The organism is candidate division WOR-3 bacterium (genome assembly GCA_016934535.1).
Classification (GTDB): Bacteria; SDB-A; SDB-A; order SDB-A; family SDB-A; genus JAFGIG01.
On record JAFGSQ010000057.1, the window covers coordinates 25,323 to 38,403 of the forward strand.

Annotated in this window: 10 protein-coding genes; 3 read left to right on the plus strand and 7 right to left on the minus strand. The window is 43.0% G+C overall.

Annotation, left to right across the window (positions count from 1 at the left end; genetic code table 11):
- Nucleotides 1-46: 46 nt before the first annotated feature.
- Nucleotides 47-241, plus strand: a complete 195-nt coding sequence (locus JXL83_08690) for a 50S ribosomal protein L28 (GenBank protein ID MBN2364194.1) — start codon at nucleotides 47-49, stop codon at nucleotides 239-241.
- 13 nt (nucleotides 242-254) lie between these two features.
- On the plus strand, nucleotides 255-1,250 hold the full coding sequence (locus JXL83_08695; GenBank protein ID MBN2364195.1) for a L,D-transpeptidase: 996 nt from the start codon (nucleotides 255-257) through the stop codon (nucleotides 1,248-1,250).
- 6 nt (nucleotides 1,251-1,256) lie between these two features.
- Here the strand turns inward: JXL83_08695 and JXL83_08700 are convergent, their stop codons facing one another.
- Entirely contained in the window at nucleotides 1,257-2,690 is a 1,434-nt protein-coding gene (locus JXL83_08700; protein MBN2364196.1) for an MATE family efflux transporter, read from the minus strand.
- A 65-nt stretch (nucleotides 2,691-2,755) separates the two neighbouring features.
- Here JXL83_08700 and JXL83_08705 point away from each other — a divergent pair, with 65 nt between their 5' ends.
- On the plus strand, nucleotides 2,756-3,454 hold the full coding sequence (locus tag JXL83_08705; GenBank protein MBN2364197.1) for an HAD family hydrolase: 699 nt from the start codon (nucleotides 2,756-2,758) through the stop codon (nucleotides 3,452-3,454).
- Nucleotides 3,455-3,472: 18 nt separating this feature from the next.
- Here the strand turns inward: JXL83_08705 and JXL83_08710 are convergent, their stop codons facing one another.
- The 6 genes from JXL83_08710 to JXL83_08735 form a co-directional block, all read right to left on the minus strand.
- A complete protein-coding gene (locus tag JXL83_08710; GenBank protein ID MBN2364198.1) occupies nucleotides 3,473-5,002 on the minus strand; it encodes a T9SS type A sorting domain-containing protein in 1,530 nt (509 codons plus the stop codon).
- Between the two features lie 196 nt (nucleotides 5,003-5,198).
- Nucleotides 5,199-5,495 carry a hypothetical protein gene (locus JXL83_08715; GenBank protein MBN2364199.1) on the minus strand — a complete coding sequence of 99 codons (297 nt, stop codon included), beginning with the start codon at nucleotides 5,493-5,495 and terminating at the stop codon, nucleotides 5,199-5,201.
- Nucleotides 5,496-5,635: 140 nt separating this feature from the next.
- Entirely contained in the window at nucleotides 5,636-8,446 is a 2,811-nt protein-coding gene (locus JXL83_08720) for a DEAD/DEAH box helicase family protein (protein ID MBN2364200.1), read from the minus strand.
- The gene (locus JXL83_08725; protein MBN2364201.1) at nucleotides 8,433-8,813 is read right to left on the minus strand and encodes a hypothetical protein; all 381 of its coding nucleotides are present in this window, start codon (nucleotides 8,811-8,813) and stop codon (nucleotides 8,433-8,435) included. Before JXL83_08725 ends, JXL83_08720 begins: the two co-directional genes overlap by 14 nt.
- Before the next feature lie 249 nt (nucleotides 8,814-9,062).
- Entirely contained in the window at nucleotides 9,063-10,232 is a 1,170-nt protein-coding gene (locus JXL83_08730; GenBank protein MBN2364202.1) for an AAA family ATPase, read from the minus strand.
- Nucleotides 10,233-10,241: 9 nt separating this feature from the next.
- Nucleotides 10,242-12,728 carry a site-specific DNA-methyltransferase gene (locus JXL83_08735; GenBank protein MBN2364203.1) on the minus strand — a complete coding sequence of 829 codons (2,487 nt, stop codon included), beginning with the start codon at nucleotides 12,726-12,728 and terminating at the stop codon, nucleotides 10,242-10,244.
- Nucleotides 12,729-13,081 lie beyond the last annotated feature (353 nt).

Sequence of the window (13,081 nt, forward strand, 5' to 3'; positions counted from 1 at the left end):
CTGTGAAAAAATCAGAAAAATTTAAAGTATAACTGCAGGAGAAAATATGTCATATAAATGTGAAATATGCGGAAAAAGACCCGGCGTTGGTAACAATGTCAGTCATGCCAACAACAGGACCAAAAGAAGATTTCTTCCCAATCTTCAGAAGATAAGCGTTTTGAGTGAGAAAGGAACGTCTTCGAAAAAAATGGTCTGCACCGCCTGTATCAAAGCCGGAAAAGTCCGCAAATCAATTTAATACGCCGTCAGGCATGAGCGCCAGAATTAAAGTTCTTCTCACGGGAGCTTTGTTCGTCCTATTGGAGCTGTTTTTATTAGCCGTCGTATCGTGTAATTACTCGGCTAAGCTTTCAGTTAAAAATCCGGACATCAGAATCCCGATAGCCGAAACAGAGCTCTCTTTTAAGCAAATTCTCTTTTTCGGCGGAGACATAATTGAATCGGAATTCATATATCCTCACCCGCAATGCACGGTTCCGAGTTATGCTGTTTTTTATGTCAAACCTTCACTCGCGAAAGATATACTCGATATTTCAGCTATCCATACATCAGGCGGAACAGAAGTGGTTATCCATGCCGGGGGAGATTCATTTTTCTATTCTTTCGATCACAACGGGGGAAAATTCGAAATACCGTTTACGGGTGTTGATTATTCTCCTATGAAAATAATCGTCAGGCGCGGGGGCAGGGAGGAGACGTTTGCGCTGACGCTGTATTCCGAGAGATGGCTCGAAGTATTCTGTGATTGGGACATACAATGCGCTGTTTTGTGGGAAGGGGCGAGACCGAGATATTGGACGGTGGTTTCAACGGGGAAAGAAAACTGGACGAGAGCTGAGCATTGCAGGATTTTTTCGAAAAGCCCGGTAGCTTATTTTGTCCTGGACAGAGCGCCGATGAGATATTGGCTTGGATTTCAGGAAGTTTACGGGACTGTCAACGGAACTCATGCCCCGTTGTCCGGAACATGGTGGCGGCTCGGAAGGCAGGGAAGCCACGGCTGTGTTAGAAATCCTTTGGCGGACAAGTTTTACGCGTTGCTCGACACGGGAAACAGGGTCGAGCTTCATTACAGGTATTCTCAGGGATTCACCCTTAAAGAGATAAATCCTGCATGGGAGTATCTGATTTTGGAACCGCTAGATACTTTGGAAGACACAATGCCGTATAAACAATACTGCGATGAAGCAAGAAAAAGACTTCTTCCGATATATGAAGAACTTATAAAGAGTGAAAAGCAGGAGTAACGGCGATTATATCTGCGGTTTATCCCTGAAAAATCTGACGTTCCATCTGTAAACGAGTGACGGAAAAAAATCCCTTTTTCTTATATCCGGATGTCGCGATATCAAAATAAAGAACCATGTCATCAGTATCACGCCTTTGAATACACTGCTGATGCTGATGCTCCACCAAACCCCGTCAATTCCGAGAAAAGTGCCTGCGAGAAAGTAAGCCGCCGGTACGCGCATACCGGTGAAAATAATCGAAACCAGTGAAGGAGGCACTGTTTTTCCGAGTCCGTTGAAAGCGCCGGCTGAGATTATCTCAAAGCACATGAAAATCTGGGATAGAGAAAGAATTCTCAAATACGAGATTCCGTGTGAAATCGTCTCGGCGTCTTTTACGAAGAAAGACATTATCTGCAAAGGCAGGAAGAAGAGGACTGAAAAAGCCACAAAACCGAGCACGATCATAAGAAAGAAAGACGCAGTGAATCCCTTGACTATTCTGGCCCATTTTCCCGCTCCGAAATTCTGGCCGGTAAAGGCGCAGAGAGCCGTGGAAAATCCGCTCGCGGTCATGTAAGAAATTCCTTCCACCTGGATGCCGATTTTCTGAGCCGCGATAGGCAGGGCTCCGTATCTGGCTATGACTCTCGCTAGAAAAATGGCGATGACAGTAAATGACATGGACTGAACAGCGACGGGTGTGCCGAATTTTAAAATCCGGGATATGTGAGGGGTAGACATCTTGCTGAAAAAATTAAATTTTTTGAAAGGGATTTTTTTTACGCTCATGTATGTTATAAAAATAAAAGTAACGAGCGCCTGGGAACCGATAGTAGCCCACGCCGCGCCTGCCACTCCCATTTTCGGAAAGAAGCCGGGGCCGAAAATAAAGAGCGGGTCAAAAATTATGTTTGCCGTTATACCGGCTGAATTGATGATAAAGGGAATTCGGCTGTTCCCTGTGCCGTTGAAAATCCCGGAAAGAACCGGATTTATAAACATGAAAACCGCTCCAAGAGAGATAATCCCCGCGTAATCTACGGCCATAGTGACGACGGAAGCGTTGTCGAAACCGTAAAAAGCGACGAAACTTTTTCTGAACAGAAATATGAAGCATCCGAAAAGAACCGACATTATCAAATTTATGTGGACGGCGTTTCTGGCGAATTTTACGGCTGAATCAGGGTCGTTTTTACCTATTGACTGCGCGACGCAAATTTCTGCCCCGACTTTGGATACAATTATGAAAGACATGCCGAGCCAGACCAAAAATCCCGCAGTTCCGACGGCGGCGACGGCTTCACTGCTCAATCTCCCTATCCATATCATGTCGGTGATACTGTATGCCAGATGGATCAAAGACGTGCCGATAACGGGCAGTGCCAGTTTGACAAGCTGAGGTAAAATAGATCCTGTTGTAAGGTCAACAGAAGTTATGCTATTCTTATTTTCCATAATTTCAGAGGTAATTCCGTGGATTATACAACTAAAAAAATGTTTTTGAAAGGAAAGTAATTCAGGTGAACGGGAAACTGAAAAGCATGTATTCACGCAAAAAAGCCGTCATATTCGACCTTTTTCACACTCTCATCACTCTCGACGGTCTGGCCGATGATGTCCCTCAAACACACGAGATAATCGGAGTGACGAGGGAAGAGTGGGAGGATCGGATTTTTTCCGACGTAGATGAAAAACTCAAAGGGATAGAGAAAAATCCGTACAATATTATGGAAAAAATGATTCGCGCTCTAAAACCTTCGATTGAAGACGAATTAATACTTTTGGCACTAAAAAACAGAACGGAGCGCTTTGAAAGAGCTTTGCTGAAAGTCCCGGAAATTTCTCTGATGTCACTTGAGAAAATGAAAAAAGAGGGAAAATTATTGGGCCTGATTAGCAACGCTGACGTCATAGAGATATCCGGATGGGACAATTCTCCGCTGAAAGAATTGTTCGACGCGCCCGTTTTTTCGTGCCGTGTAGGCTGCATGAAGCCGGAAAAAGAGATATATTGCATTTGCCTTGAAAAACTCGGGGTCAAAGCGAGGGACAGTTTTTTTGTCGGCGACGGAGGGAGTGACGAGCTTCCGGGAGCTAAAAACGCGGGGCTCGAAACCGTAATGATAACCGGATACGTCGAAAAAAGATGGCCGCATCTAATTCCCGAAAGGAAAAAACACGCAGATTTCGTCATCAGAACTTTAGACGAGTTGTCGTGAGAGCGCTGAAAATATTTTCTATAAAACCGTGATTCTTTTTCTTTCCATCGAATTGCCAACTCCTGGAAACTTAATTTCGATGAAATAAACTCCCGAACGAATATTGTTTGCGTTGATAGTGTTTATGCCTTTTGATCCTGTCACGGTGCCTGATTTAAAAATCGATCTGCCTGAAATGTCATAAATCGAAGCTTCAAAAGAACAATCAAACGGTAAAATCAGATAAAGAGGTTCAGAAGGTTTTATTATGGAAGGGTATATTTGTGAAAGAACCGGAAGCTCCTGGTTCGTTGTCTCTTCGATTCCGAGAGTCCAAGGTGCGTCTATCCAAAGGTCAAAACGAAGATAACCGGTGTAGATCACTGCGCTGCCGGAAGCCCCTGCGCCAGGAGAGTAGCAAATTTTTGGATTAGTTCCGTCAGGTATGTAATGACAGGGATGATTGTTTATGAAAGCTGATTGAAATGACCATGTCCCGTGATTTGATCCCGCCGCCCATCCCCAGAAAATCTTTGTCGAGTCGTTCGACAAATCGTGAAAAAGATAAGACATGTTGACGTACATGTTGCCGTAGGACTTGTAAAATCTGATGTCCGCTCCCGATTCCATGTATATCGAGCTTGCGATTGTAGTCTGTGTCCAGGGATATATTGTGCTGTCCGGGTGTTTTACCGAAGCTACATAAACGTCAAGGTCGTTTTGACCGGGATTGTATTCGTAGGTGTAAGCGCACCAGATCGCCGGATTGTTCGGGTCGTTCGAACATGCTATTCGGGGCTGGACGCACGCGAGATTCCTGTCCGCAATTTCAAAAGAGTCTCCAATCGGATTGCCGTATTCCGAACCGAAAATCCATCCGTAGATATTTATCGAATCTCTCAGAGGCGACTGAACGCTTGCCGCCCAGGACAAGTAGAGTTCGTTTCTCGGACTTTGGCAAATAGACACATCGGAGTCGAAAGCTTTTCCGTGTGCATCTATCAGGTAAGTACCGTGCCACGATACGCCTCTGTCGTTGCTTCGGTAAAAATAAAGTCGGGAATCTTCGCTCCAGAAGATAGCCGAGAGAGTCGAATCGCCGTTGTGGTCGTATTGTGCGACGTCAAAACTGTTAGGCCATGCGTATGCGTACACCAGCTCATTTGACTGAAGGGCGTGAGCAGTTAGATTGTATCTGTGAAGACAGAGTCTGTTGAAAAGTCCGCCGACATTGAAAAAGAAAATAAAGAGGTAGTCGTCTCCTAGTTCGCTGGCTATAACTTTCATTCTTTCATATTTGCCCAAAGATTGTATGGTGTCAAAAACATGCCAGCTTCCACCGTGATTTGTCGACCTGTAGATGATGACAGGGTAGCTGTCGGGTGACATGACCACTGTGTCTTTCTGAACAACAGCGAACATCGTGCCGTCACAGAGATAATCGCAGTCGAAACAGGTAATTCTGCCCAAAGATATCCTGACATCGTTGCCCCAGTCAGGAGATTGGGAGATCAAAGAAGTTAAATAAATGGTCAGAAACAAGACGAAGAACACTGTGTAAAATTTCATTCTTCCTCCTTTAAGAGTTTTTTAGGCAATGCCCGCAAGAGATTATGTTCTGTTTTTATTACAAAGCAAACGAAATTTTTAGGCCAAAAAATGTCAAATATCCGGACCCATCACTTGATTCAAACCGGTAATCTTTGCCGCGATTTCGGTAAGCGGTATTATATCCTCGCGGCCGATATATTTAAGCGCAAAATTCCTATTCAGCGCCGCGGACAGCGGACAAACCTACAATAGGGGCACGATACATCGTGCCCCTACCATCGTCGGTAATAACAATAATCCCATGAAAATGGTTCGGCATTACAACGAATTCACAAGATTCGATATTTGGCCGCATTTCGGGCGTTTTTATCCATTCATTTTCAACGATTTTTCCGTATTCATTCAACGCCATTTTCCCGTTCGTAACATCGCCGAACAAACATTTTCTGCCTACCACCTCCCGTAAACTCTGGCAATAGGGAGGCGTTTCAAGTCCAATAAAGCGGCTCAATTTCAAAAGACCATTTTGGGCTCAATTTATGACGACCATTTAGAATTGTCGACCGGGCAATATTCATGGCGTATTTCCCTTTTTTCAACCTCGTAAAAGTATGTTCTGTTTGTCATCTCTCGGTTGTCGGGACTCAACACTTAATGTAATAAAAGTTTTTCAACAACGTCACTTGGATGAAATGACACCTCCCAGTGCCATTTTCCGAAACCGCCGTGTTCATTGACAGCATTTACCCATTCGTCTAAAAATTCCCGCTTGACCTGATTTTGCTGGTTGTCCTGACCCTTGGTTTCGAGGATCAAATAATGGCCGTTTTTCAGGCGTATTATAAAATCGGGGTAGTATTTTCGAATGATTCCGTTGTAATTGTAAAGTATGACAAAACCCAGATGGTCATTCTTTACGAAAGAATCAACGAGTTCGGATTTATCAAGACTGTATGCTTCATTCGCTTCCCAGGAGCTGTCATAAACGCAGTGGTTAATGTGTGATTTTTCGGTCCATTCACAGGGTTTGCTTGTGTACCATGTCCTGACGTCTGAAGTTGAGCGTATGGGTTTTTCAACATCAAAAACCGGAGTCAGCTCCATCGTGTTTTCCGTTCGTATTTCCGACCAGATGTGCTGGATTATTTTATTCATATTGAGGATTATTAGAATTTTCCTTTTTACATCATCTTGGCTGAACAGGTCATGTTTCACTCTGATTTTATCTGAATCAATGAATTGTTCCACAATTCTGACGACCTGAGCCAAGAAGACTTCTTTACTGCCTTTCCAGTCCGGTTTTTTCTCTGAATTGTATATTGTAGAGGCAATCCTGAAGACTATTGTCTGGACGCGGGTGTCCTCTGCTATTTTTTCAAGGCCTATGGCGGTCTTGACCTTGTGGTTGGGTTTTCCTGCAATAATGGCTGCAAGTTCCGCTTCGGTGATGGATTCATAGGGGTCTATTTCAAGGACTTTTACTTTGTCCAAATCGAGGTTTAAACGTGGTCTATATACATGGTCAATGCGTAAAATGTTCGGCCAGATAATTTCGTGCCGGATTTTTTCGACAACCGGTTCGATTTTCGTTTTGGGGAGAGGGGGTGGCGGCGGCGGACCTTCTCCGCCTTCATGCGGCAGAAAAGTAAAAGGCACGCCGAATATGTTGACATATTCGGGTTCATAAAAGCTGTCGTCACCAATGTCGTACGATACCCGGCGGAGGCCTCGCCCGACAACCTGTTCACAAAGCAGCTGACTTGAAAAAGCGCGTAAACCCATAATATGGGTTACGGTTTTTGCATCCCATCCCTCGGAGAGCATTCCGACTGATATTACATTCTGAATCTGTTCACCGGGGTGACCTTCACGTCCGACAGTGTCGACTTTCAACCTCAGAAGTTCCGCGCGTTGTTTATTGGTGAGTTTTGGTTCGTTTTCTTCATCTTCAATTTCATTATCTATATCAATTTCTATCGCTTCTGTTTCAGATTCGGCGCTTTCGAGCACCTTGCTGTCTATTTGAAGAATTTTTTCAGGTTCGCATAGTTCAGGTATGAGTACCTGCTTGTGGTCAAAAGCGAATTTTAACCTTGCCGAAGTTTCGGTTCTGTTTGCCACCGTTATCATGACTGGTGGAACTTTGTGACCTGTTTTTTCCCATTCTTTTTTTGTCTCGAGCCAGTCCCTTCCGAGAAGATAATAGGCGTTGATTATCAAATCGGGCAAAGGTTCGGTTTCATCGGCTCTGCGGTTTATGTCATCTCTCACTTCTTCGTCGGCATAGATATGATACAGTCTCGATTTTAATTCTTTTGTCCTTTCACTGTCGTCGCGAATTACGACTCTCGGTGTCTTGACAATCCCTGATTCGATGGCGTCGTTTAGCCCGAAATCGGACACAATCCATGAAAACAGTGCTTCTTCGGCCGCCTGCTTACCGGAGGGAGCAAATGGCGTTGCAGACATGTCAAAACAGCGGAGAATCCCGCGCTGTTCGTGAATGCGGTCAAGCCCACCGACCCAGATCGTCGCCTCTTCAGCGCTGTCTCTGTCGGAACCCAACCTTTGGTATTTTCCCTGAGCTTCAGGATTTAACCGCCATGCGTGGTGCGCTTCGTCATTGATTACTATAAGGTTTCTTGCACCGGCCATTTCTCCGAGAACTTGTTTTATGTATGCTTCGCCGCTTATTTCTATCCGCTTTCTTTTGTCAACGGAGCGTATCTGTCCTTTTTCAACTTTTGCGTCAATTTTTTCCTGAGAGTCCCATGCAAGTGTGTGCCAGTTGTGTATGACAACTTTTCCCTGTCTGAGTTTGTCCATGAGGCTGTGGGGGACTAAATTGAATTCTTCATAGTAATTTTCCGGATGCGTGGGTTGTAACACCTGCAGTCGGCTCTTAACTGTGAGACCTGGCGCAATGACAAGAGCGTTTTTGCTGAAACGGGCGTCCATTGAATTTGTGACTTTGTTGAGAAAGTTCCATGCAATTATCATGGCCATTATAATCGTCTTGCCTGACCCAGTGGCCATTTTACTGCACCATCTTTCAAAAGCGCTGCCGTCGCCTTTAATATCTATGCCGACCCTTTCGCTGGCAGGCGCTTCTGTGAGCCATATCAGCGTTTCAATGGCCTCTAACTGGCAGAAGAATAATCGGCGTTCTTTTCTCTCTTCCGGGTCCGTCCAATGCTGGAGAAGTCTCTTTGTAATGCCGGTTGCGCTGGGATAGCCTTTTTCGCGCCATTCCTTTACACGGGGTCTGATTTTGTTTACAAGTTCGATTTCAATAAAAATTCCCGGATCGTCAAAAGCCATAGAATTGGGTGTCGCCATGACATAACCTGCTGGTCTGCGTCCTTCTTTTATATAAAAATTTCTGTTTTCCCTGTCGTAGAACCAGTGCTGTGATGGTTCCTTGTATGGGCTGTTAATTATTAGTCTGTCAATACTTTCCATTTCCGAAACCTTTGGTGAATTTAGAAAGGGAATTAACTGCCCTTTTGAAGCTATCGGACAATTCAGCGGCTCTTTCGATTTTCCAGTAATTGTTCACGTAATCTGCCAATCGTGAATTGTATCCAGGTCCCTGTTTGTAGGAAGATTTTTCTTTTCGCACTATATCGCTTTTCAAATCCCTGCTTTTACTGCGATCAACCATCGATATCAGCTTTCCTTTCGGATCAGGTATATCATCTGGTGAATTGACTTCTTTTTTTATAAAAGAATGATCAAGTTTTGAAAATTCAGAAAAACCTTTTGTATCGGCGAGAAGCCAAGATTCGATCTCCCGGACTGCGATTCTTAATAGTATGTTTTGTTTCAATGACCTGTTTACCCATTTATCAATCAAACAGGGAGCGCATTCGTCGGAGTTTAAGTCTGCGAGGATAAAAAAATGTAATTTATTTTGATTGTTGAAGCCGTTTATTTTACCCTGTATGTAGCTTCGTCCACGCTTGCTAAGCGCAACGATATTAAGAAAATTAGATGAGAAACAATTTGAAATCATTCTCCGCATGACCGTTTCACTCAACTGGTCTTCACAAACAATGAATAGTGTCATTAGCAGGTCTCAAAATGATAGATTTAATTGATCGATTCCAGGCGCTTCAGTTATTGGTAGGACGACTTCAGCCGGCGAAAGACCCGATTCGAGCAAAATTTTGATGTCTTCGATATTTAAAGCATTAGAGGCGGTAGTTCCTTCTGAACCGGGTCTGAGAATAATGATTTCTTCAGCAGAAATACCTTTGTTGTTGAGCAAATCATAACTGTGTGTGCTCAATATGACCTGCCGTTTTACTGTTTTTCTTTTTTGCATGAAATGTATCAATTCGGCGAGTTTATTTACGACACCTGTATGAAGAGACAATTCAGGTTCTTCAAGTAACAACGGTTGGGTGCCGTTTAGCATTGAGTATAAAAGCCCGATAATTCGAAGCGTCCCGTCAGAAAACTGTTCTTCATTCTGTTTTGCTCCCCGAGGTCGCCAATGTTCATATATTGCCTGAAGATGAGGTACTCCCATTTTGTCTTTTTCGAGAGATAAATTTTTCAAATTGGGAACAGCCGTTTTCAGAGCTTTTTCAATTTTTTTCAATTGTGAATCTCTGACTTTTTTATTCATTTTACTCATTTTTTCAAACAAGTCTCTTCCGTAAAACTCTTCCGAATTGCTTGTTTTTTGAAATGACTGAGGGTTCCTGATGATTTGCGGAATTATATGCTGATAATCTATAGTTTTAAAAAAATCAGCAAGTTCGCGGAATTTTGAATTTGCCGTTGGTTGTTCAAGGTGTGTGTATTGCAACAATTCCTCGTCTTTTCCGTCTTTTTTTTCATCGGGTCTGTCCAATAGTTGTTTTTCACTGTTCCATACTCTCTCATGCCGTATGACAGCTTTTGTTTCACCGACAGCCCCTCCTCCTCTTTGTGTTAGACCAAGAGCATATTTCCATGTCAGGTTATTTTTACCCGAATCATTTATCTCGATCTCGATTTTTACATCGGATTTACTTCCATGAGCTGAAAGACACCTGATTTTTGAAAGTCCTCCGCGTAGTTTCACAGCTTCCTGAAGCCCGCCTCCTTCACGCGCAACATCGCGTAAAAATCTGAAGACATCGAGAAGGTTGGATTTTCCCGAAGCATTCGGTCCGACTATAAAAGTCCTTTCGGCGAGTGAAATATCCACATCCGTAAAATTCTTCCAGTTGTTGAGCTTTATTCTGCTTATATACATAATCACCTCTTACATCTTGATGACTCTGAGGCTTTCGATTCCCCGGTCGTCAATTATTTTTACTGCAATGGATTGACCCGGTTCAAACATCAATGAGGTTGTTCCGGCAAACGCCTCGATTTTTTCTTCGTCAATTTCCGCTTTCAGGTTTTTTGCGAGCTTGTCCCAGCCGTCGCCACTGCCTGCCATCGGGAAAAAGACCTGCGCCGGGAAAAGAGAACGGCCGTCGTAATCAGTGTCGAGCATCCACATGGCAATATTTTTCTTGCCGCCGCTTTCGATGTTGCCTGTTATGGGATTGTAATAGTCAAAACCCATGACTTCGACCTGTATTTTTTTACCTCGCCCTTTCTGTCTGTGGATTTTTATGTCGGGTTGGCCCACAAGCCAAAAACTTTCATTACTGCTTCGTTTTTTCCGCAGATCATCGGTCAAAAGATCGGCGTTCATCTGTGCTTTTAGCAACTGCATACCCGCCTTCTCGGGGGTGAGTTCGTCTATGTCTTTTGCCGCTTCTTCATCGAACTGAAAAGCGCAGAACAGCAAAATATCAGGTCTCAGTGTTCTGGATTCCTGCCATGCGTTTTCAACGGTTCGCTGTTCAAGGGGCGCGTGTTCGGGGCCGAAAACCACCAAAACCTTTTTAGGCTTTTCTTCCTTGGTTTCGGCTTCCGCCTGTATGAATTTAGTCCCACCCAGCGGTTCAACCCTTACAAAATGGATCATTTTTCCGCCTTTGGCGCGGACGCCGGTGCGCAGAAGTTCATCCCGCCACTCGGCCTGTCGAAGAGTTTCGCCTGAACGCGCGACTGCTGTATAAGCGGCAGTGTTTTCCGCTACATTTGAAACCTGCTGGGTTTTGTCAAGGTCGTCAAAACTTTTTGCATAAGGAGCGGGAACTGCTTCCACCGTGAAAGGACCTGTAATGCGGGTCTTTTTTGTATCTATAAACGGCTGGTCATACAATGCCTCTGTCGCCGGAGGTTCATTGTTGGCGATGCTTTTCAATGTGATGTGCGGAACGGTTTTATACAAGAATCCGCTTCCCACGCCTTCTTTGGGGTGCGCAAGCTCGTAATAATCGAAATCGGCGGTCATGAGACGCTGTTTTGCAAGAGTTATAGCAACCCTTGAAGTATCACAGGTTATCCAGCGGCGGCCCCACTGCTCTGCTACATAAGCCATAGTCCCAGAGCCACAAGTGATGTCGAGGACAAGGTCTCCTGGATCAGAAGACATGAGGAGGCAGCGTTGGATAATTTTTTCATTAGTCTGAACTATATAAACTTTATTTGTTGCTCCTATGGTATCTGACCATAATGAATTTAGAGGTGAAGCAGGAAAGTCATCAAGAAAAAATTTGTATCTTAATTGATTTGTTGTTGCAAATATTCTTTTATTTTTTATTAAATTTATCATTCCTTCTAGGTTAGTTCTATAACCTCCTTTATATTTTTTTCCATTAAATTCAACTTCAAATTCTGGATTAGAACTTCGAATTAGGTTATCTGACATGAATGGTTTTATTTTTTTGTTGGGAAATTCATTAAGTATTTTATATCCTTCTGTTTTTGAATAAATATTTCCTTCAATATCTTCGTAATGACTTGCAAGTTCATCGTCTATTCTTAATTCGTATAGATTAGTAAATTTAGTGTTTGATTTATTCTTTGAATACCATATCAGATAGTCTGTAATATTCGTTAAATATTTTGAAGAAACAAGAGATCTTGTTTTTGTAAATATAATTTCTTTTATAAAATTCTCAACTCCAAACACCTCATCCATTATCTCCCTGATATGATGAACATTTTCATCGCTTATCTGGACAAAAACACTACCGCTTTCATGGAGTAATTCTTTTACTAGAAAAAGTCTGTCCCGTAGATATGTCAGATACGAATGAATCCCCAACTCCCATGTGTCCCTGAATGCTTTTATCATTTCCGGTTCAGCGGACAAATCGTCGTCCTTGCCGTCTTTCACATCCCGCTTGTTGACAAAGGGTTGGAAATTACTGCCGTATTTGATTCCGTAGGGAGGGTCAAAATATACGGTCTGGACTTTACCAGCCATGCCTTCTTTTTCGAGCAGTGAGTTCATTACAAGAAGGCTGTCGCCTGCAATTAACCTGTTCGTCCAGCCCTCTTTGTGTTTATAAAAGTCTATGGCTTCACGGAGCGGTTTTTTCTCGGCAAAGAGACTCAACTGACCGCCGTCATCGTGCTCTTTTGTAACTGTGTCAATTATTGTCTTGGGATCAATGCGTTCGTGGACATGAAGACTTACCGTAGGCACTTCAAAACTTGTGTGTTCTGCTTTTCCCGCCCATTGTAGTTGTGGGTCAAGATGAGGATCATATTGGTATTTTTTCTTTTCGCCTTTGTCCGGGTCTGTATTCGGCGTCACAAGACCAACGGGAGGAATGTTCGCCCGTTTCTTGTCCCTGTGATCGTATTGTTCTATCGGTTTGCCCGTTGATTTTTTCTTCGGCATATTTCCCTCTGTATTTTAACTTTTCATATATAATATACTCTGTTTGTTTATCACATAATACGCTAAATTAGCTAATGATTGGAATAAATTTGAAAAAGTAGTTGGTCCTGCCATTTTTTTTATCCGAATAGATCAATAGTATTCTATACATTATTTTCTGAAATTAAAATCGTTATAAGAGGAGAAAACAGATATTAATCAAAAATATTTTTATATCACGAAAATGAAAATTCAATGCATGGTTATCGTAATAATGTAATACATCTAGTGGGCATGATGAAAGATTATATCTAATCTGTTAAGAATGAAGATTTATGATACGCATTATCAATTGTTAAATTTATATTTTTGAA